This window comes from Hydrogenophaga sp. GW101-3F08, from assembly GCF_059424585.1.
The window spans coordinates 200,784-219,875 of sequence record NZ_JBWKZP010000010.1 but is presented as its reverse complement, the minus strand read 5'-3'; the positions used below and the strand labels follow the sequence as shown (position 1 = coordinate 219,875).

Genomic DNA, 19,092 nt, shown 5'->3' with positions numbered 1-19,092 from the left:
CCGTGGTCAACGTGACCAATGGTGCCCACGTTCACGTGCGGCTTGGTCCGCTCAAATTTCTCTTTTGCCATTTTTCAATTCCTAGAAAGAACAAACCCGTGTCACGGTTTTAGGTCTGCATCCCACTGCTGATTCGCCCCGCACGGGGACAGGGCGGCGTGAGATCGCAGACCGGCTGAAATTACTTGGAGCGTGCAGCGACGATGGCCTCGGCAACGTTGCGCGGTGCCTCGGAGTAGTGCTTGAATTCCATCGTGTAGGTGGCACGGCCTTGGGTGGCGGAGCGCAGCGAGGTCGAATAGCCGAACATTTCAGACAGCGGCACTTCGGCCTTGATGGCCTTGCCGCCACCCACCATGTCTTCCATGCCCTGCACCATGCCACGGCGGCTGGAGAGGTCGCCCATCACGGTACCGGCGTAGTCTTCCGGCGTTTCCACTTCTACGGCCATCATGGGTTCCAGAATGACCGGCTGGGCCTTGCGGCAGCCTTCCTTGAAGCCAAAGATCGCGGCCATCTTGAACGCCAGTTCGTTCGAGTCCACGTCGTGGTACGAACCGAAGTGCAGCGTGACCTTGACGTCCACCACCGGGTAACCGGCCAGCACACCCTGACCCAGGGCTTCGATCACACCCTTTTCGACCGCGGGAATGTACTCGCGCGGCACCACGCCGCCCTTGATGGCGTCGACAAACTCAAAGCCCTTGCCGGCTTCCTGCGGCTCGATCTTGAGCACGACGTGGCCGTACTGGCCCTTACCACCCGACTGGCGAACGAACTTGCCTTCGGCTTCTTCGACGGTGCCGCGAATGGTTTCGCGGTAGGCCACCTGCGGCTTGCCGACGTTGGCTTCCACGCCAAACTCGCGCTTCATGCGATCGACGATGATTTCCAGGTGCAGCTCGCCCATGCCGGCGATGATGGTCTGACCGGATTCTTCGTCGGTGCGCACGCGGAACGACGGATCTTCGGCGGCCAGGCGGCTGAGGGCGATGCCCATCTTTTCCTGGTCGGTCTTGGTCTTGGGCTCGACGGCCTGGGCAATCACCGGCTCCGGGAACACCATGCGTTCCAGCGTGATGATGGCGGACGGGTCGCACAGGGTTTCACCCGTGGTCACGTCCTTCAGGCCCACGCAGGCAGCGATGTCGCCAGCGCGGATCTCTTCCACTTCCTGGCGGTTGTTGGCGTGCATCTGCACGATACGGCCGATGCGCTCTTTCTTGCCCTTGACCGCGTTGTACACGGTGTCGCCCTTCTTGAGCACGCCGGAGTACACACGCACGAAGGTCAGCTGACCCACGAACGGGTCGGTCATCAGCTTGAACGCCAGCGCAGACAGCTTTTCTTCGTCGTCCGCCTTGCGGGACGTCGGCGCTTCGTCTTCGTCGGTACCGGTCACGGGAGGAATGTCCACCGGCGAGGGCAGCAGTTCGACCACGGCGTCGAGCATGCGCTGCACACCCTTGTTCTTGAAGGCGGTGCCGCACAGCATGGGCTGGATTTCACAAGCCAGGGTACGCGCACGCAGACCGGCGGTGATTTCCGCCTCGCTGAGATCCCCTTCTTCGAGGTACTTGTTCATCAGCTCTTCGGTGGCTTCAGCAGCGGCTTCCACCATCTTTTCGCGCCACTCCTTGGCCTGCTCCAGCAGGCTGGCCGGAATTTCCTCGAAGGTGAACTTCATGCCCTGGGAGGCCTCGTCCCAGATGATGGCTTTCATCTTGCGCAGGTCGACCACGCCGGTGAATTTCTCCTCGGCGCCGATCGGGATCACGATGGGCACCGGGTTTGCTTTGAGGCGCAGCTTCATCTGGTCAACGACCTTGAAGAAGTTGGCACCGGTGCGGTCCATCTTGTTCACGAAGGCCAGACGCGGCACCTTGTACTTGTTGGCCTGGCGCCAGACGGTTTCCGACTGGGGCTGCACGCCACCCACGGCGCAGTACACCATGCAGGCGCCGTCGAGCACGCGCATGGAACGCTCCACCTCGATGGTGAAGTCCACGTGGCCGGGGGTGTCGATGATGTTGAAACGGTGCTCCGGGAAGGAGTTGTCCATGCCTTTCCAGAAGCAGGTGGTGGCAGCGGACGTGATCGTGATGCCACGCTCCTGCTCCTGCTCCATCCAGTCCATGGTGGCGGCACCGTCGTGCACTTCACCGATTTTGTGGTTCACACCCGTGTAGAACAGGATGCGCTCGGTGGTGGTGGTCTTGCCAGCGTCGATGTGCGCCGAGATACCGATGTTGCGGTAACGCTCAAGGGGCGTATTGCGTGCCATGAAAATTCTCCAAAATTAAGTACCAGAGCCCGCTGCCCTCATGAGGCCAGCGGGCTCGCTTCTGACAAGGATGGCGGGCTCGAATGGAACCCGCGAGCTTCAGAAGCGGAAGTGGCTGAAAGCCTTGTTGGCTTCGGCCATGCGGTGCACTTCGTCACGCTTTTTCATGGCGCCTCCGCGACCTTCGGTGGCCTCGATCAGCTCGTTCGCCAGGCGCATGGCCATGGACTTCTCACTGCGCTTGCGCGCAGCTTCCTTGATCCAGCGCATCGACAGCGCCAGACGACGCACCGGGCGCACTTCAACGGGCACCTGGTAGTTCGCACCGCCGACACGGCGGGACTTGACCTCCACCATGGGCTTGACGTTGTTGATGGCGATGGAGAAAGCTTCGACCGGGTCTTTGCCCGTCTTTTTCTCGATCTGCTCCAGAGCACCGTAGATGATGCGCTCAGCGACGGCTTTCTTGCCGCCTTCCATGATCACGTTCATGAACTTGGAGAGCTCGACATTGCCGAACTTGGGATCCGGCAGGATTTCACGTTTAGGGACTTCGCGACGACGTGGCATTTTTTCACCTCATATTTGTTCAGTTGGCACCTTTTCAGGCACCGCGAGAGCCATCCTGAACTCTCACTTACTCGACCCGCACGGACGATTCCGTGTTGTGGGCCTTGGCGCTCGATCCACCAGCCAGGCGGAAGCGGCACCGCAATTTCCAAAGAATCAGGCCTTCTTGGGGCGCTTGGCGCCGTACTTGGAGCGCGACTGCTTGCGGTCTTTCACGCCTTGCAAGTCGAGCGAACCGCGCACGATGTGGTAACGCACACCGGGCAAGTCCTTGACACGACCGCCGCGAACCAGCACGACGCTGTGTTCCTGCAGGTTGTGGCCTTCGCCGCCGATGTAGGAGATGACCTCAAAGCCGTTGGTCAGGCGCACTTTGGCAACCTTGCGCAGAGCGGAGTTGGGCTTCTTGGGGGTCGTGGTGTACACACGGGTGCACACACCGCGACGCTGCGGAGAGTTTTCCATGGCCGGGCTCTTGGATTTGGTCTTTTCGACCTCCCGGCCGTGGCGCACGAGTTGATTGATGGTTGGCATGAAACGTCCCTAAACGTTTAAAGAAAAGCGAAAACGAAAACCTCTCGGAAAATTCCGAAAAGCCCTCTACTGTAGCACGGGCCTGGTTTTCTGCCAAACCGTTGGAGGCAATTCCTCCGCCCGCACCGGGCAGGAGCGCCGCACGCAGCTCCTGCGCGCGGGCCGAATCACTGAATCCAAAGACGCAGGGCATCCCAAGCGCGGCCAAAAATACCGCTTTCATCCACCGTTTCGAGCACCGTCAGTGGCACTTCGGCCACGGGTGCGCCACTGGCCAGGGTCACGCGCAGCGTGCCGACGGGTTGTCCACGCCTCAGGGGAGCCACCAATGGTTCGGGTCGCACGATATCGGTCTTCAGGCGCGCCCCTTCGCCGGTCGGCACGGAAACCACCACTCCCTCGGGCCGCCCCAGTTTCACCTGGGAGGCCGTGCCTTTCCAGACGCGCGGCGTGGCCAGCGGCGCTCCCGCCTGGGACAGCCGCACGGCCTCGTAGGCCGTGTACCCCCAGTTGAGCAGTTTCTGGCTCTCCGCGGCCCGCGCGTTTTCACTGGCGGCGCCCAGCACCACACTGAGGAGGCGGCGCTGACCCTGAGCGCCCTCACCGAGGCCTGGCACTTGGCGCCGCGCCGTGGCCACCAGGCAATAGCCCGCCGTATTGGTGTGCCCCGTTTTCAGGCCATCGACGCTGGGATCGCGAAACAGCAACAGGTTGCGATTGGTGTCGTTGGAGGCGGGCGTGCCCGGGTAGCGGTAGCGCTGGATCGCGTAATAAGGCACGTACTCCGGGAAATCCCGCATGAGACGGGTGGCCAGGGTGGCCAGATCCCGGGCGGTGGTGGTGTGGCCCGCCACCGTCAGGCCCTCTGGGTTCTTGAAGCTGCTGGCCTTCATGCCCAGCGCCCTGGCCTGATCGTTCATCATCTGGACGAAACGCTCTTCGGTTCCCCCAACGCCCTCGGCCAACGCCATGGTCGCATCGTTGCCCGATTGCACGATCATGCCCTTGATCAGGTCTTCAACCGGCACCTGCATCTTGGGATCGATGAACATGCGCGACCCCGGCATCTTCCAGGCCCGCTCGCTCACCGAAAGGGTTTGCGTCAGGCTGAGCTTGCCCGACTTGAGAGCATCAAACACCAGGTAGGCCGTCATCAGCTTGGTCAGCGAAGCGGGTTCCACCGGCTGGTCGGCCTCCCGGGCCGCCAACACCTGCCCGGAGGTCACATCCAGCAACAGGTAGGCCTTCGCCGCGACCTCGGGTGGCTGGGGCGACTGGGCCGCCGCCGAAAGGGCCACCGTGGCGGCCAACACAGATACAACACGGGCAAACAATCGACGCAACAAATCCGGTCCTTGAGAAATAGAAAAGAAAGAGAGAAAAACCAGCCCGCCGCCAGCTCAGGCGCGCAGGTGGCGCAAAACCAGCTCCCGGAGCAACGGCAGCTGGCCATGAAAGAAGTGCCCGCCACCGGGAACCACCAGTACCGGCAGGGACTGGGGCCGCGCCCAATCCATCGCGGCCGAAAGTGGCACGGTGTCGTCGCGCTCGCCATGGATGACCAAGGTGCGCAGATGGAGTTCCGCAGGAACGCTCGCGACCTCAAATCGGCTGGCGGCGGTACCCACCAGAACCACCCGATGCATCTCACGCCGGGGGTGCAAGGCTGCCACCGCATGGCTGGTGACAAAGGCGCCGAACGAGAACCCGGCCAGACACAGCGCGCCCTGCGGCGCCTGGGCCTCCACAACCGACAGCAGATCGGCCAGTTCGCCCCGGCCTTCGTCGTAGGTGCCCTCGCTGCGCCCCACACCCCGGAAGTTGAAACGCACAGCGGTCCAGCCCGCCAGCACACAAGCACGCGCCAGGGTCTGCACCACCTTGTTGGTCAGCGTCCCGCCGTGCAGCGGGTGGGGGTGCGCCAGCACAGCCGCGCCCAAAGACACTCCCTCGGGCCGGTCGATCGCCACCTCCAGCAGACCGGTCGGACCCGTCTGCAGCAGGTATTCGGTCTGCGCATTCATGGGCAGACTCCCCGGACTGGGCGCGCGCCTGGCCCCAGCGCAGGACACACCGGTGCGACGACCATGGCTCAGCGCCCCACGTCGGGGGGCGTCAGGAGGCGCTGCACCACCACGCCATCGCGCAGGTGAGACTGCACGATCTCGTCGATGTCGCTCTCGTCGACATAGCTGTACCAGACCGCTTCCGGGTATACGACCGCAATCGGCCCCCCTGCACAACGGTCCAGGCAACCCGCCTTGTTCACCCGGACTTTGCCCGCACCCAGCAGGCCGAGACTTTTCGCCTGGGACTTGCAGCGGTCAAACGCGGCCTGGGCTTTGTGCTGGGCACAGCAGGCCTCCCCGCCTTCGCGCTGGTTGAGGCAGAAGAAGATGTGCCGCTCGTAATAAGACTTGTTTTCAGGCATTGTGGGATTTTAGTGGGGACGGGGTGGTGCTGCCGGCCGGGCCACGGCCATCACCCCATGGATCAGCGCGGCGAACGGCCAGAGCCAGCCCAACCACTGGGACAGGCCATGAAACCGGATGAACCGGCCCTGCTCCCAGACTTCGAGCGACTGGGCAAAGTATGGGCTGGCCGGCGCGCGGTTCAACAGGCTCAACGACACCGCCAGGCTCAGCAACATGCCCACGTTGCAGAGCCGTCGGGGCAGGGTCAGCAACGCCAACCCTGTCAGCAACGCCAGCCCCATGCCCAGAATTGCCTGAGGACTGATCCAGGACCAGACATGCTCCGGGCCGTAAGTGAGTGCTGACGATATGCTCGCCGACGCCGTGGCGCACAGCAGCAGCATCACCATGAACCCTGCCCGACGGGGAATGGAACGCATGTCGGCGTACCCCATCAGCAGAGGCGCCAACAGGCCCAGGACCACACACAGCACCTCGGCCAGCGGCCCCAGAGGAACCGACGCCGCTCCCCACAGGGGCAGCCAGTCCAGAAACGGGGTGTCTTCCAGCAGGGTGGTCAACCCCGTCTCCAGCCGATCCCACACTTGCCCAAGACCAAAAGGCACGGACACCGGATAGAGCAGCGCCATTGGCCACAGGGCCAGCAGCACCAGCCCGCCACGGGCGCTGGGTTCAAACCAGTCGGCACGAAACTGGGTCCAGCGCCTCAATCCCCCCAGCCGCTCGAGCACCCAGGCAGTGCTCGCCCCCAGCGCGGCACCGGCCGTGTTCAGCGCGAGATCCACATTGGACGGAACCCGCATGGGAAGGTAGTTCTGCAGCGTTTCCACCGCCAATGACAGGAGGACAGGCAGACCGACCGCCATCGGCCAGGACCAGTGACCCCAACCCGAACGCAGCATGGCCAGCGCCAGCAGAAAACCCAGGGGCGCATAACCGAGCAGGTTGGCGATCACGTCGAAACCGGTCCAGTATTGCGGCAAGGGCGCCTGGAGGAACGCCATGGGCAGGACGCCCTGCACCCGCCAGCCCGAAAAGGGATAGAGACTGGCGTAGACCACCAGCGCGCCAAACAGCAACGCCAGCGGCCAGGCGGAAGAGTACGGTTTCAAAGCGGATTCAAGTCCGCGGAACGGACGTCAAAAGGGTTTGACCACCACCAGCAGGACCACGATCACCAGCATGACGACGGGCGCCTCGTTGAACCAGCGGAACCAGCGATGATCGCGCCGATTGGTTCCCCGCAGGAACTGGCGCAGCACGACGCCACAGGCATGGTGATAGCCCAGGATCAGCAACACCACCGCCAGCTTGGCGTGCAGCCACCCGTTGCCCTCACCCCGCCCGATGCCGTAGCCCAACCAGAGCCACAGCCCCAGACCCAAGGCGGGAACCGCCAGCATGGTGGTGAAACGCATCAGTTTGCGAGCCATGAGCAGCAGGCGCTCGCGCTCCGCCACGCTCTCGGGCGGCACCATGGCAAGGTTCACGAAGATGCGGGGAAGGTAGAACAGGCCGGCAAACCAGCTGGTCACAAAAACGATGTGAAAGGATTTGACCCAAAGCATGGGGTCAGTGTAGCCCTCGGGCCGAAGCCTCGAAAAAGGAGCGGGCAAAAAAGAACCCGGCCGTGGGCCGGGTTGGGAAGCCTTTTTGCTGTCACACACTAAGGCACCCGCTCAGGGAGGAAAAGCGGGAGGCTCACCTTTCGGCTCGCCCGGCTCTATGCTACACCAAAAAAACATTTCCTCCAAAAAACACCCTGTCAATTTTGACAATTCCATGGCCTTCACACGCCACAAAGTGTGACATTTACATCATTTTTGCAAGTTCGAACATCACGGCGGTGCCCAGGGCCTCGCGGATATTGCCGCGCCCGACCTTGGCCATGGAAAACTCGCCGAACCCGGACATGTCAAACGAACTGTCGTCGGGCGAAATCTCGACGAACGGGAACTCGAACACCTCCCGCAGCAGGTCGCGGCGGAAACTCTCGAACGCGTCGTTCTTGATCTCCGAGTCGACCACGATCAGGTTGGGCATGCGCGCCTTGACGGCATCGCGGGCCTGATTGAAGTCCACCACGCTGTCGGAGACGATGCCGATTTCCCGCAAAGCGTCGCGCACGTCGGCGCGGATCTGCAGGCTGGGAGAAATGGTCAGCACATAGGTGCCCGAGAGCGACTTGAACATGGAGGAGTGCTCATCGGACAGGTCGACCGCGGAAATGCCATCGATCGCCTGCACGGTGCGGTTGAACAGCGCCGTGAAGTTCACGCCTTCGTCGGTCACCTCCCGCGAAATCTCGATCCCGCCGGCGCCCAGCGCGATCTGCCGGATCAACATCCAGCTCAGGTTGTCGGACGAAGTGACGCTGGAGGGCGGCACCCCATCGTTGGACACCCGCATCTGCAACCGGGCGTGCTGGGGCCAGGCGTTGAGGTCCATGCGCACGTCCACCCGGTTGCCAAACGGCATCCCCCAGTCGAGCACGGCGTTCACGAAGGTGTGCGCCACCGTGGGGTCGATCAAGACCTCGACCGGCTTGAGCTTGCGCCGCAATGCAATCCCCAGGATGGCCAGTTCCTTCTTGCGCTCCTGCAGCACGCCCTCGACCAGCACCGACATGTCCACTTTTTCATGCGATTGGCGGATGCGCCCGCCGTAGAACCGGTGGATCTGCTGGGCACTCACACCGGCGAGCTTGATCCGCTCGGCCGGAACGCTCAGCGCGCGGTGCTCCAGCTTGTTGATCCGGCCGTGGGCCAGCAGGTTGTCAAGGTGCTGCTGCAGCGCGCTCACGCCTTCGGTGATCTGGTCGGCCAGGCCGGTGACCAGTTCGGGCCAGTGCTCCTCCAGCGACCAGGCGCCGGCATCGGCGCCGCCCGCCTTGCCGGCGGTCGTTGGGTTGGAATGGCTTTTCTTGGTTTGCAACATGGTGAGGACTCGTGAAGTAAGTGCGGGATCCCCCACCTGAGCACACCAGCACCACACACGCCGGTCCACCACATGATCGAACGGCCCAGCAAGCCATTCGAGGGTAGGGGTTGACATGAAAGTACCACCGCCTCCCCGAACACGGTACGGATGCGACTGCAGTATTTTCTTCTTACTGTGGAGTTCAACACAAACCCCCAGGTTTTTCAATCCTCTTGCTGTTTTTACGATTCGACACATTCAGATTGACCTTGCCTCGCACCAGACCGTCCCCGCTGAGCTCCGCCCCGCGCCGGCGCGGCTTTGCCACAATACCCCCCATGCATCTACCCGCCCCCTACCCCCTCGCCCGCCCGCGCCGCCTGCGTCGCGACCCTTTCACCCGGGATCTGGTGCGCGAACACCGCCTCACGGTGTCGGACCTGATCTACCCGGTCTTCGTGCTCGACGGGCACGGCCGGCGCGAAGCGGTGGGCTCCATGCCGGGCGTGGAGCGCCTGAGCCTGGACCTGCTGCTGCCGGTGGCGGAAGACTGCGTGCAACTGGGCATCCCGGTGATGGCGCTGTTCCCGGTGATCGACCCGTCGCTCAAGACCCCCGACGGCCGGGAAGCGCTGAACCCCAATGGTCTGGTGCCGCGCGTGGTGCGTGAACTCAAGAAGCAATTCCCCCAACTGGGCGTGATGACCGACGTGGCGCTCGACCCGTTCACCAGCCACGGGCAGGACGGCGTGCTGGACGAACACAACTACATCCTGAACGACCCCACGGTCGAGATCCTGGTGCAACAGGCCCTCACGCAGGCCGAGGCGGGCGTGGACATGGTCGCGCCCAGCGACATGATGGACGGCCGCATCGGCGCCATCCGCCGCGAACTCGAAGCACGCGGCCTGGTGCACACGCGCATCATGGCCTACAGCGCCAAGTACGCCAGCGCCTTCTACGGTCCGTTCCGCGATGCCGTGGGCTCGGCGGCCAACCTGGGCAAGGCCGACAAGAAGGTCTACCAGATGGACCCGGGCAACAGCGACGAGGCCCTGCGCGAAGTGGCGCTGGACATCGCCGAAGGCGCCGACATGGTGATGGTCAAACCCGGCATGCCCTACCTGGACATCGTGCGCCGGGTCAAGGACGAGTTCCACGTGCCCACCTTCGCCTACCAGGTCAGCGGCGAATACGCCATGCTCAAGGCCGCCGCGCAGAACGGCTGGCTGGACCACGACGCGGTGATGATGGAAAGCCTGCTGGCCTTCAAGCGCGCGGGCGCCGACGGCGTGTTGACCTACTTCGCGCGCGACGCGGCGCGCCTGCTGCGCGCCTGAAGTCCGCACGCTCAACGTCCAAGCGTGGCCACGCATGCGCATCTTTCACATCCAGCCCCACGCGGTCGCCGAGATCGCCGCCCTGCCCGTCCAGGCGCCGCCCCAGGGCTATGTCTGGATCGCCTGCAGCCGGCGCGAGCTTGAGGTCGAACTGGGCGCGGTGCAGGCCTGCCTGCAAGCGACATGCGGCATGACCCTGGTCGACCTGCACGTCTCTGACCTGCTCAACAACCAGTTGCCCTCACACTACGACTACACCTCGCTGTACGACATCCTCGCCTTTCGCCGCCTCGCAGCGGGCCACAGCGAAACCGACCTCGACCACCCGGGCCAGCCGCTGACCCAGCGCCAGAAACAGAGTGGTCCGCCGGTGCTGCGCCGCATCGACACCAGCCCGGTGTGTTTCGCGGTGTTCGACAAGGTGGTGTTGACCGTGCACCCGGCCGGCTGTGGCGTGCTCGAGACCTACGCGGCGCGCCTGCTCTCGCCGGCCAACGGGGCGCAGCGCGCCATCGGCAACCAGTGGCCGACCAGCCCGGCCGACCTGATGCTGCGCGTGGTCAACCTCATGGTCGATGGTTTTCTGGAGCTGCGGCGCGAGCTCACGCGCCAGCTCGACCACTGGCAGACCGAGCTGCTACGCCCAGGCACGCACTTCAACAACTGGGGCTCGCTGCTGGACGCGCGCAAGTCGCTGCACCACCTCGACGAGATCTGCGAAGACCAGCGCGCCTCGATCCAGGACTGGATCGAGGCCCTGGCCGGCTGGGAAGCCAGCGAGACCATCGGCGGGCAGCGCGGCCTGGAGTTGCTCAGGGTGCGCAGCCGCGACGTGCTGGAGCACATCGAACGCGTGGTGCACCACGTGCGCCGGCTGGAACAAAACGCGGAAATCGCGGTGCAGATGCATTTTTCGGCGCAGAGCAACCGCACCAACGACATCATGCGCACGCTGACCGCGCTGACAGCCATCTTCCTGCCGCTGAACCTGATCGCGGGCATCTTCGGGATGAACTTCGAGTTCATCCCGCTGCTGCACCAGAAGTCGGGCTTCTGGTGGGCCATGGGCACCATGGCGCTGACGGCGGTGCTGCTGGGTGTGCTGTTCTGGCGCAAGCGCTACCTGGCGCGCACGGGGAGATAGGCCCAACCCTGCCGCGCTGCGCGCGGCCCCTCAAGGGGCCATGCGAGTGGCCCGGCGAAGCCGGTTCCACCGCATTCTGGGCTGGGTGCCTCGCGCCGGACACGCTGGGGCACGCACACGAAGGACGGACTCAAACAAACGGAGGGCTCAGGCCTTCGTTGGCCAGGGCGCGTTGCACCGCCGGCCGCTCCAGCACGCGCTGCAGGTAGGGCCCCAGGTGCGGCCGGTCGCGCGCCGGTGTGCTGGCGAAGTGCCGCGTCCAGCGGCACAGGGTGAACACATACGGGTCCAGCGCGGTGTACGAGGCCCCCATGAACCAGGGACCGGCGTGGCGCGCCAGTTCGGTGTCGAGCTGGTCCAGCAGGATGCGGGTGCGGGCCTCGGCATGGATCTTGACCTGGGCCATGCCCGAGGCATTGCCGGCGTTGACCCAGCGGTCCGGGTGGAAATACACCATGAGCGTGCTCTGCAGCGTATTGGTCAGCCACATCAGCCACTTGTAGAAATGGGCGCGCTCGGCCGTGCCCAGACCGGGCGCCAGGCCGGCCTCGGGGTGGGTGTCGCACAGGTGCAGGCAGATCGCGGCGGTCTCGTAGAGCACCAGGTCGCCGTCGGTCAGCACGGGAATCAGGCCGTTGGGGTTGAGCTTGAGAAAAGCGGTGGTCTTCTGCGCGTTCTGCGTGCGGTCCACCAACACCCGTTCGTAGGGCAGGCCCAGCTCTTCGAGCAGGATGTGCGGCACCATGCTGGCGCTGCTGGGGGAATGGTGCAGTTGGATCATGGTCGGTTCTTCGGGGTGGATACACCCAACAGGTGGGCAGCATTGTCCCAGGCGATGCGCCGCGTCAACTCGGCGGCGCGCACGGTGTCAGCCGAGGTGCTGGGCCAGGAAGGCCAACGTGCGCTCCCGCGCGAGTTTCGCAGCCGGGGCGTTCCAGGAGCCACGGTGGTCGCAGTTGAAGCCGTGGTTCGCGGCGTAGACGTGCACCGCCACGCCCGGCTGGGCCTTTTCGAAGGCGCGCACGCTGTCCATGGGAATCCAGCGGTCCTGTTCGCCGAAGTGGGCCATCACCGGCACTTTCGGCTGGCGAGCCGCTTCGGCCTCGGTGGTCATGCCGCCGCCGTAGTAGGGCACGGCGGCGGACAGGCCACTGAGCGCACTGGCCGCGCGCCAGGTCAGCAGGCCGCCCCAGCAGTAACCCAGGATCCCGACCTTGCCCGCCTGCGCCGCGTGGTCAATGGCGGCCTGGATGTCGGGCATCACGCCCGGCGCCGGCAACGCCTCCACCGCGGCCTTGAGCGCCATGCCGGCCTGCATGTCGGCTTCGGCGTAGCCCATCTCCACGCCGGCCTTCACGCGGTGGAAGGTCGAGGGCGCGACGACGAAATAGCCGTCGGCTGCGTAGCCATCGGCCACGGCGCGGATGTGGGCGTTGACGCCAAAGATCTCCTGCAACACGACGAGGCCGCCCCGGGGTTTTCCGGTGGGCTGGGCCACGTAGGCCGGAAACGTGAAGCCATCGGCGGCGGTGAGATTGGTGAAAGTCCCCATGGAAAGCTCCTGTGCGTTGTCAAACAAAGGGGTCAGGCGAGCAGCCGGCGCTCGACAAAATCGAGCCGGTCCTGACCCCAGAAAATTTCACCGTCGATGACGTAGCTTGGCGCACCGAATACCCCGGCGTCAATCGCCTGCGCGGTGTGGGTCGCGTACAGCGCCTTCGCACCGTCCTGCTGCGACTGCGCCAGGCGCTGCGGGTCCAGCCCGCATTCGGCCAGCAGATCGGCCAGCACGGTGGCGTCGGCGATGTCGCGCTCCTGCGCCCACACCGCCCGGCCCACCGCGCCGGTCAACCGCATCGCGGCGGCCTCGCCGTCCTGCCCGGCCACCGTCGTGATCAGCCAGCCTGCGGGATCGCCCGCCACCGGGAAGCAGCGTGGCTGCGGGTTGAGGGGGATGCCCAGCGCCTCGCTGAAACGGCGCAGTTCCACCAGCCGGTAGGCCTGGCGCTGGGGCGCCCGCTGCGGCAGCGGCAAACCGCCCGACGCGGGAAACACTTTGCCGAAGTCCACCGGCAGCACCCGCACCTGGGCGCCGCTGCGCTGCAGCAGCTTGGCAAAACGCTCGTGGCCGAGGTACATCCAGGGGCTCTGGGGGGCGAAGTAGTAGTCGACTGTGCGACGCATGGTGGTTTCCTGACGCTGTTGTAATGAAGGGCGGTCGAGCCGGTGTTGTAAGCGATGCCGGCTGCTTTTGCAGGAGAGAGGTTATGGGACAGGACGACAACGCAAGGTATCCGAAGGTGTTGCTGGTAACGGGTGGCAGTCGCGGCATCGGCGCGGCCACCGCCCTGCTCGCCGCGCGCCAGGGCTGGGCCGTGGCGGTGAACCACACCGCGAACTCGCTCGCGGCCGACGAGGTGGTGCGCGCGATCCGCGCGGGCGGCGGCACGGCGATCACGGTGCAGGCCGATGTGGCCGACGAGGCACAGGTGCTCAAGATGTTCGAGAAGGTGGACGCCAAGCTCGGGCGGCTCACCGGGCTGGTGAACAACGCGGGCGTGGTGGACGTGACCGCGCGGCTGGATCAGATGAGCGTGGCGCGCTGGCGCCGCATGTTCGACATCAACGTGATCGGCAGCATGCTCTGCGCGCGCGAAGCGGTGCGGCGCATGAGCACGCGGCATGGGGGCGAGGGCGGCGCCATCGTCAACGTGTCCAGCGCGGCGTCTCGCCTGGGTTCGCCCGGGCAGTACGTGGACTACGCGGCGGCCAAGGGCGCGGTCGACACCTTCACCATCGGCCTGGCCAAGGAGGTGGCGGCCGAAGGCGTGCGCGTGAACGCCGTGCGCCCGGGCCTGATCGAGACCGGCATCCACGCCTCGGGCGGATTGCCCAACCGCGTCAACGAGCTCAAGCACCAGGTGCCCATGCAGCGCGGCGGCACGGCCGACGAGGTGGCGCAGGCCATCGTCTGGCTGCTGTCGGATGCCGCGAGTTACACCACCATGAGCCTGCTCGACGTTTCTGGAGGACGCTGAATGACCGCCACCACCCCCGAACAAAGCCCGCACATCAAGATCTGGTGGGAAGACCTGGAGATCGGCCAGGTGCGCGACCTGGGCAGCGTCTCGCCGACGAAGGAAGAAATCATCGCCTTCGCCAGCCAGTTCGACCCGCAACCCTTTCACCTGAGCGAAGAAGCCGGCCAGGCCTCGGTGTTCGGAGCCTTGAGCGCCAGCGGCTGGCACACCTGCGCCATGGCCATGCGGCTGATGGTCACGAATTTCCTGCATGAAACATCGAGCCTCGGTTCGCCCGGGCTGGAGAGCCTGAAGTGGACCAAGCCGGTCTACCCCGGCGACGTGCTGCGGCTGCAGCACACCATCACCGAAAAGCGCGCCATGAGCAAGCGGCCCGACGTGGGCCTGGTGCGCACGGTGTGGGAGATGTTCAACCAGCACGGCGACAAGGTGCTGCACATGGAGGGGTATGGCATGTTTCGGCGACGGGAGCCTGGGACGCCAAACCCGGCGTGAATGCCGCCTGATTTCCGCTGATGCAGCGCGGGTGGGCCCTTCCTGCCCCACAATGCCGGCCATGGATTTCAAGCCCCTCATCACCCTGCTCGCCATCGTCAACCCGCTGGCGATCGTTCCGTTCTTCATTCACTACACGCAGGGCTTCAGCTCGGCGCAGCGTCGGCGCACGATCCTGATCTCGTCGATCAGCGCGTTCGCCGTGATCGCCACCTGCGCCATCATCGGCCTGCAGATCCTGGAATTTTTCAGCATCTCGCTGGCGAGCTTCCAGGTGGGTGGCGGCATGCTGCTGCTGACCTCGGCGCTGTCGATGCTGAACGCGCAACCGGCCGAGGCCAAGACCACCCAGGGCGAGGTGGACGACGCCTCGGCGCGCGCCTCGATTGCCGTGGTGCCGCTCACCATCCCGCTGCTCACCGGCCCAGCCACCATGTCCACGGTGGTGATCTACGCCGACCAGGCCAAGACCTTTTTCCAGCACGCGGCGCTGGTGGGCTACGGCGTGGTGGTCGCGGTCGCCACCGCGCTGTGTTTCTCGCTGGCCAAGCCGATCGCGCGCCTGATGGGCCAGACCGGCATCAACGTCATGACCCGGCTGATGGGCCTGATCCTGGCCGCGCTGTCGGTGGAGGTGATGGCCGCCGGGCTGGTCAAGCTGTTCCCTGCGCTGGGCGCGTGACACGCGCCCGATTTCAGTAACCGCCCGATGCGCCAGCCGCCGCCGCGCGGGCGCCGGAGAACCGGCGCGCCAGATCGGTCGCGGCCTTGACCAGCAGGCTGGTGTCCAGCCCCACGGCCACGAACAGCGCGCCGGCGTCCAGGTACTGCTGCGCCAGCACCGGGTCGGTGGCCAGGATGCCGGCGGCCTTGCCGGCGGCCCTGACCGTGGCGATGCCTTCCAGGATCACTTTCTGCACCTCGGGGTGGCCGGGTTGGCCCCGGTAACCCATGCTGGCCGAGAGGTCGGCCGGGCCGAAGAACACACCGTCCACGCCGTCGGTCTCGGCGATGGCTTTCAGGTTCTTCACCGCCTCCACCGTCTCGGCCTGCACCAGCAGACACATCTGGCCGTTGGCCTGGTTGAGGTAGTCGTCGACCTGGTTCCAGCGCGAGGCGCGGGCGAGCGCGGCACCCATGCCGCGGATGCCGTCGGGGGCGTAGCGCATGGCCTTCACCATCAACGCCGCCTGCTCGGCCGTGTCCACCATCGGGATCAGCAGGGTCTGCGCGCCCACGTCGAGGTACTGCTTGACCAGGGCCACGTTCGCCTCGACGGCGCGCACCACCGAGTGCGTGGTCGTGTAGGGCGCGACGGCGCGCAACTGTTGCAGCACGCTGCGCGGGTCGTTGGGCGCGTGTTCGCCGTCGAGCAGCAGCCAGTCGAAACCGCAGCCGGCCAGGGCCTCGGCCACGTCGGGCGAAGCAAAGCCGACCCAGCAGCCGATCTGCGGTTGGCCGGCTTTGAGGGCATCGCGGAAGGTGTTCTGGGGGATCTTCATGTCGAAATGCCTAAAAAATTGAGGAAGTCGTGCCTTCGCCCAGAAGCACCGCCGGGCTGGCTTTGCCAGACGGCTAGTGCCGTCCCCCTGGGGGGAAGACGCGAAGCGGCGCAGGGGGGTACAAGTCTCGCATCTGGCCCATGAGCCTGGTGAGGCCCATGAGCGCGTCCATGTTCGGCGTGGCCACGCCCAGGTGCTGGCCGATCTCGCGCACCGCGCCCACCAGGGCGTCGAGTTCGATGGGGCGGCCGGCTTCCACGTCCTGCAGCATCGAGGTCTTGAAGGAACCGAGCTTGCGTGTGACGGCGTGGCGGTCTTCGGGCTGCTGGTCAATCGGGATGCCGATGCGCGCGCCGATGGCCTGCGCCTCGCGCATGACGGCGCTGCAGAAGCCGCGCACGAGGTCGTCGTCGAGGATGCGGTCGCAGGGCGCGCCGGTGATGGCCGAGACCGGGTTCATGGTCATGTTGCCCCAGAGCTTGAACCAGATGTCGCGCTGGATGCGTTCGGACACGGTGACGCCAAAACCCGCCGCGCTCAGCAGATCGGCCACGGCCTGCACGCGCGGCGTCGCGCCGCCGGCCGGCTCGCCGATGATGAGCTGGTTGTTCTTGATGCGCTCGATGCGCGCCGGGGACGGCGAAGCGGCGCTGGCGTGCACCACGCAGCCGATGACCTGCGACGTGGGGATCTGCGCGGCCGTCGCGCCGCCGGGGTCCACCGCGTTCAACTGCAAGCCGGCGGCTTCGCCGGGCAGGCCGTCGAAGAACCACCAGGGCACGCCGTTCATCGCGACCAGCACCACCGTGTGCGGCCCCATGAGTGCGCGCACGGCCGGCGCGACCTGCGGCATGGCCGGGCCCTTGACCGAGACGATCACCAGGTCCTGCACGCCCAGACTCGCCGGGTCGTCGCTGGCGTTCACCGCGACGCGGTGCTCGGCCCCATCGGCATCCACCCAGGTCAGGCCCTGCCCGCGCAGCGTGCGCAGGGTTTCGCCACGAGCCACCGCAGAGAGTTGAACCTGACCCGCGGGCAGACGCGAACCCAGCCAGCCTGCGAACAGCCCGCCGATGGCGCCGACGCCGACCACCGCCACTTTCTGAAAGGTGTTTGCACTCATGCGCGGTACCCCGGGTCGATGCGGTCGATCAGGCGCTGCATGGCGGCGAACGAATCCTCACCGGCGCCGAATTTGGGGTTGAAGTTCAGCGAGTCGCGCACGCAGCCTTCGAGCACCGGCACGGGAATGTGCCGCAGCTTTCCGAGCGGGGCCGAGGCGACCTGGATCTCGCAGGCGCGCTGCACCAGCCACATCAGGCTGAAGGCCTGCGCGAGGGTGTGACCGATGATCACCGGCCCGTGGTTGCGCAGCAGCAGCACGCGCTTGCCGCCCGCACTGGCGAGGATGCGCGCGCCTTCGTCGCGGTGCACCGTGATGCCCTCGAAGTCGTGGTACGCCACCTGGCCATAGAGCTGGGCGGCATAGAAGTTGGTGTAGCTCAACCCCTCTTCGCTGCAGCACACGGCCATGGTCGGCGTGGTGTGCACGTGCATCACGCAGTGCGCGTCGGGCAGCGTGGCGTGGATGGCGCCGTGGAAGGTGAAACCGGCCGGGTTGATCGGCCAGTCGTCGTTGCCGATGATGTTGCCGTCGACATCGACCTTGACCAGGTTGGACGCCGTGACCTCGGTGTAGTGCAGGCCGAAGGGGTTGATGAGGAAGTGGTCAGGTTCGTCGCCGGGCCGCTCCCAAGACGAACCGTCCCCCTCAGGGGGAGAACGGTGCGAAGCACCGGGCAGGGGGGACTGTTTCTGCCCCGGCACGCGCAGCGAGATGTGGTTGTAGATCAGCTCGGCCCAGCCCAGGTGGGCAAAGATGCGGTAGCAGGCGGCGAGCTGCACGCGGGCGTGCCACTCGGCGTCGCTGAAGCGGGCGGGTTTGAGGAAGGCGTCGGCCATGGGGGTCTCCTTCTATATATATATATGTGTGCGTTCAGACGAACCGGAAACGCAGGCAGCCCAGCGGCCCGTAATCGGCCTCGAACAGGTCGCCCGCCTTGGCCGCGACCGGCCGCGTGAAGCTGCCGGCCAGCACGATTTCGCCAGCCTGCAGCGATTCGCCCCAGGGCGCCAGCTTGTTGGCCAGCCAGGCGATGCCGATGGCCGGGTCGCCTTGCACGCCGGCGGCCAGGCCCGTTTCTTCGACCGCACCGTTCTGCCGCAGGATGGCGCCGCACCAGGGGCGGTTGGTGCTGCGCGGGTCGGCCTGGAAGGCAGGGTCGCCAGCACCGATCACGATGCCGGCGTTGGCCGCGTTGTCGCTGATGGTGTCGTAGACCTTGCGCATCACCTTGGTGTGGCGGTCGAACTGCTCGATGCGCGCGTCGATGATCTCGATGGCCGGGGTGATGTAGGCGGTGGCGGCCAGCACGTCGTCGACGGTCACGTTGGGGCCGGCCAGCGGCGCCTTGAGCACGAAGGCCAGTTCGACCTCGACGCGGGGTGCGATGAAATTCCTGACCGGAATCTCCAGCACCTCACCGACCTTCGCGACGTAGAGCATGTCGTCGAGCAGGGTGCCGTAGTCGGGTTCGTCGATCTGGCTGCTGATCTGCATGGCGCGGCTGGTGAGGCCGATCTTGTGACCAATCACTTGTTTGCCTTCAGCCTTCTGCAGCTCCACCCAGGCGCGGCCGATGCGGTAGCCGTCCTCGACGGTCATGCCGGGGTGGCGTTTGGAGAAATGCTCGACCTGGGTGCGGGTCTGTTGCGAGCGCTGCAGCTCGGCGGCGAGCTGGGCGATGAGTTCGGGGCTGAACATGGTG

General features: G+C 65.6%; 21 protein-coding genes and 1 pseudogene. 5 read left to right on the top strand and 17 right to left on the bottom strand.

From position 1 onward, the window contains the following. From AC07YZ_RS21895 to AC07YZ_RS21850, 10 genes and pseudogenes are all read right to left on the bottom strand, one after another. A pseudogene (locus tag AC07YZ_RS21895) lies at positions 1 to 71 on the bottom strand (GTP-binding protein); the annotation flags it as partial. A gap of 110 nt (positions 72 to 181) precedes the next feature. Next, positions 182 to 2,284 (bottom strand): elongation factor G, encoded by a 2,103-nt coding sequence (fusA, locus tag AC07YZ_RS21890; RefSeq protein WP_226490992.1) that lies wholly within the window; start codon positions 2,282 to 2,284, stop codon positions 182 to 184. 99 nt (positions 2,285 to 2,383) lie between these two features. Next, positions 2,384 to 2,854, bottom strand: a complete 471-nt coding sequence (gene rpsG, locus AC07YZ_RS21885) for a 30S ribosomal protein S7 (RefSeq protein WP_068169697.1) — start codon at positions 2,852 to 2,854, stop codon at positions 2,384 to 2,386. Positions 2,855 to 3,010: 156 nt separating this feature from the next. Further along, entirely contained in the window at positions 3,011 to 3,388 is a 378-nt protein-coding gene (gene rpsL, locus AC07YZ_RS21880) for a 30S ribosomal protein S12 (protein WP_068169701.1), read from the bottom strand. A gap of 167 nt (positions 3,389 to 3,555) precedes the next feature. After that, the gene (locus AC07YZ_RS21875; protein ID WP_494796329.1) at positions 3,556 to 4,731 is read right to left on the bottom strand and encodes a D-alanyl-D-alanine carboxypeptidase family protein; all 1,176 of its coding nucleotides are present in this window, start codon (positions 4,729 to 4,731) and stop codon (positions 3,556 to 3,558) included. Positions 4,732 to 4,788: 57 nt separating this feature from the next. Then, positions 4,789 to 5,412: an alpha/beta hydrolase gene (locus AC07YZ_RS21870; RefSeq protein WP_494796328.1), complete on the bottom strand. Its 624-nt coding sequence runs from the start codon at positions 5,410 to 5,412 to the stop codon at positions 4,789 to 4,791. Between the two features lie 68 nt (positions 5,413 to 5,480). Then, the gene (locus AC07YZ_RS21865; protein WP_226490990.1) at positions 5,481 to 5,819 is read right to left on the bottom strand and encodes a (2Fe-2S) ferredoxin domain-containing protein; all 339 of its coding nucleotides are present in this window, start codon (positions 5,817 to 5,819) and stop codon (positions 5,481 to 5,483) included. Between the two features lie 9 nt (positions 5,820 to 5,828). Next, positions 5,829 to 6,935: a VanZ family protein gene (locus AC07YZ_RS21860; RefSeq protein ID WP_494796327.1), complete on the bottom strand. Its 1,107-nt coding sequence runs from the start codon at positions 6,933 to 6,935 to the stop codon at positions 5,829 to 5,831. 27 nt (positions 6,936 to 6,962) lie between these two features. Then, positions 6,963 to 7,391: a CopD family protein gene (locus tag AC07YZ_RS21855; protein WP_494796326.1), complete on the bottom strand. Its 429-nt coding sequence runs from the start codon at positions 7,389 to 7,391 to the stop codon at positions 6,963 to 6,965. Between the two features lie 244 nt (positions 7,392 to 7,635). After that, positions 7,636 to 8,760 (bottom strand): hypothetical protein, encoded by a 1,125-nt coding sequence (locus tag AC07YZ_RS21850; RefSeq protein ID WP_494796325.1) that lies wholly within the window; start codon positions 8,758 to 8,760, stop codon positions 7,636 to 7,638. Between the two features lie 320 nt (positions 8,761 to 9,080). Between AC07YZ_RS21850 and hemB the strand changes: the two genes are divergently transcribed. Continuing rightward, positions 9,081 to 10,082, top strand: coding sequence for a porphobilinogen synthase (gene hemB / locus AC07YZ_RS21845; protein WP_494796324.1), 1,002 nt, complete (start codon positions 9,081 to 9,083; stop codon positions 10,080 to 10,082). Between the two features lie 34 nt (positions 10,083 to 10,116). Next, entirely contained in the window at positions 10,117 to 11,226 is a 1,110-nt protein-coding gene (locus tag AC07YZ_RS21840; RefSeq protein WP_226490985.1) for a magnesium transporter CorA family protein, read from the top strand. A gap of 130 nt (positions 11,227 to 11,356) precedes the next feature. On the opposite strand, the gene AC07YZ_RS21835 is transcribed toward AC07YZ_RS21840, so the two are convergent. The 3 genes from AC07YZ_RS21835 to AC07YZ_RS21825 form a co-directional block, all read right to left on the bottom strand. Then, entirely contained in the window at positions 11,357 to 12,007 is a 651-nt protein-coding gene (locus AC07YZ_RS21835) for a glutathione S-transferase family protein (protein WP_226490984.1), read from the bottom strand. Positions 12,008 to 12,094: 87 nt separating this feature from the next. Further along, positions 12,095 to 12,778, bottom strand: coding sequence for a dienelactone hydrolase family protein (locus tag AC07YZ_RS21830; protein WP_494796323.1), 684 nt, complete (start codon positions 12,776 to 12,778; stop codon positions 12,095 to 12,097). Between the two features lie 32 nt (positions 12,779 to 12,810). Beyond that, the gene (locus AC07YZ_RS21825) at positions 12,811 to 13,410 is read right to left on the bottom strand and encodes a 2-hydroxychromene-2-carboxylate isomerase (protein WP_494796322.1); all 600 of its coding nucleotides are present in this window, start codon (positions 13,408 to 13,410) and stop codon (positions 12,811 to 12,813) included. A gap of 83 nt (positions 13,411 to 13,493) precedes the next feature. On the opposite strand from AC07YZ_RS21825, the gene AC07YZ_RS21820 reads away from it, so the two are divergent. The 3 genes from AC07YZ_RS21820 (at position 13,494) to AC07YZ_RS21810 (ending at position 15,444) form a co-directional block, all read left to right on the top strand. Next, positions 13,494 to 14,264 (top strand): SDR family oxidoreductase, encoded by a 771-nt coding sequence (locus AC07YZ_RS21820; protein ID WP_494796321.1) that lies wholly within the window; start codon positions 13,494 to 13,496, stop codon positions 14,262 to 14,264. Next, the gene (locus AC07YZ_RS21815; RefSeq protein ID WP_494796320.1) at positions 14,265 to 14,762 is read left to right on the top strand and encodes a MaoC family dehydratase; all 498 of its coding nucleotides are present in this window, start codon (positions 14,265 to 14,267) and stop codon (positions 14,760 to 14,762) included. 61 nt (positions 14,763 to 14,823) lie between these two features. Continuing rightward, complete coding sequence (locus tag AC07YZ_RS21810) at positions 14,824 to 15,444, top strand: MarC family protein (RefSeq protein WP_226490979.1); 621 nt, start codon at positions 14,824 to 14,826, stop codon at positions 15,442 to 15,444. A 13-nt stretch (positions 15,445 to 15,457) separates the two neighbouring features. Here the strand turns inward: AC07YZ_RS21810 and hpaI are convergent, their stop codons facing one another. From hpaI to hpaH, 4 genes are all read right to left on the bottom strand, one after another. Continuing rightward, on the bottom strand, positions 15,458 to 16,264 hold the full coding sequence (gene hpaI / locus AC07YZ_RS21805; protein ID WP_494796319.1) for a 4-hydroxy-2-oxoheptanedioate aldolase: 807 nt from the start codon (positions 16,262 to 16,264) through the stop codon (positions 15,458 to 15,460). 73 nt (positions 16,265 to 16,337) lie between these two features. After that, complete coding sequence (locus AC07YZ_RS21800; protein ID WP_494796318.1) at positions 16,338 to 17,387, bottom strand: 2-dehydropantoate 2-reductase; 1,050 nt, start codon at positions 17,385 to 17,387, stop codon at positions 16,338 to 16,340. After that, on the bottom strand, positions 17,384 to 18,226 hold the full coding sequence (locus AC07YZ_RS21795; RefSeq protein ID WP_494796317.1) for a class II aldolase/adducin family protein: 843 nt from the start codon (positions 18,224 to 18,226) through the stop codon (positions 17,384 to 17,386). The genes AC07YZ_RS21800 and AC07YZ_RS21795 overlap by 4 nt, the downstream gene beginning before the upstream one ends. A gap of 34 nt (positions 18,227 to 18,260) precedes the next feature. Continuing rightward, positions 18,261 to 19,088, bottom strand: a complete 828-nt coding sequence (gene hpaH, locus AC07YZ_RS21790; protein WP_494796316.1) for a 2-oxo-hept-4-ene-1,7-dioate hydratase — start codon at positions 19,086 to 19,088, stop codon at positions 18,261 to 18,263. Positions 19,089 to 19,092 lie beyond the last annotated feature (4 nt).

Coding starts and splice junctions, on each gene's coding strand:
- fusA (WP_226490992.1), bottom strand. CDS start 2,284: ATGGCACGCAATACGCCCCTTGAGCGTTACCGCAACATCGGTATCTCG.
- rpsG (WP_068169697.1), bottom strand. CDS start 2,854: ATGCCACGTCGTCGCGAAGTCCCTAAACGTGAAATCCTGCCGGATCCC.
- rpsL (WP_068169701.1), bottom strand. CDS start 3,388: ATGCCAACCATCAATCAACTCGTGCGCCACGGCCGGGAGGTCGAAAAG.
- AC07YZ_RS21870 (WP_494796328.1), bottom strand. CDS start 5,412: ATGAATGCGCAGACCGAATACCTGCTGCAGACGGGTCCGACCGGTCTG.
- AC07YZ_RS21865 (WP_226490990.1), bottom strand. CDS start 5,819: ATGCCTGAAAACAAGTCTTATTACGAGCGGCACATCTTCTTCTGCCTC.
- AC07YZ_RS21855 (WP_494796326.1), bottom strand. CDS start 7,391: ATGCTTTGGGTCAAATCCTTTCACATCGTTTTTGTGACCAGCTGGTTT.
- AC07YZ_RS21850 (WP_494796325.1), bottom strand. CDS start 8,760: ATGTTGCAAACCAAGAAAAGCCATTCCAACCCAACGACCGCCGGCAAG.
- hemB (WP_494796324.1), top strand. CDS start 9,081: ATGCATCTACCCGCCCCCTACCCCCTCGCCCGCCCGCGCCGCCTGCGT.
- AC07YZ_RS21840 (WP_226490985.1), top strand. CDS start 10,117: ATGCGCATCTTTCACATCCAGCCCCACGCGGTCGCCGAGATCGCCGCC.
- AC07YZ_RS21835 (WP_226490984.1), bottom strand. CDS start 12,007: ATGATCCAACTGCACCATTCCCCCAGCAGCGCCAGCATGGTGCCGCAC.
- AC07YZ_RS21830 (WP_494796323.1), bottom strand. CDS start 12,778: ATGGGGACTTTCACCAATCTCACCGCCGCCGATGGCTTCACGTTTCCG.
- AC07YZ_RS21825 (WP_494796322.1), bottom strand. CDS start 13,410: ATGCGTCGCACAGTCGACTACTACTTCGCCCCCCAGAGCCCCTGGATG.
- AC07YZ_RS21820 (WP_494796321.1), top strand. CDS start 13,494: ATGGGACAGGACGACAACGCAAGGTATCCGAAGGTGTTGCTGGTAACG.
- AC07YZ_RS21815 (WP_494796320.1), top strand. CDS start 14,265: ATGACCGCCACCACCCCCGAACAAAGCCCGCACATCAAGATCTGGTGG.
- AC07YZ_RS21810 (WP_226490979.1), top strand. CDS start 14,824: ATGGATTTCAAGCCCCTCATCACCCTGCTCGCCATCGTCAACCCGCTG.
- hpaI (WP_494796319.1), bottom strand. CDS start 16,264: ATGAAGATCCCCCAGAACACCTTCCGCGATGCCCTCAAAGCCGGCCAA.
- AC07YZ_RS21800 (WP_494796318.1), bottom strand. CDS start 17,387: ATGAGTGCAAACACCTTTCAGAAAGTGGCGGTGGTCGGCGTCGGCGCC.
- AC07YZ_RS21795 (WP_494796317.1), bottom strand. CDS start 18,226: ATGGCCGACGCCTTCCTCAAACCCGCCCGCTTCAGCGACGCCGAGTGG.
- hpaH (WP_494796316.1), bottom strand. CDS start 19,088: ATGTTCAGCCCCGAACTCATCGCCCAGCTCGCCGCCGAGCTGCAGCGC.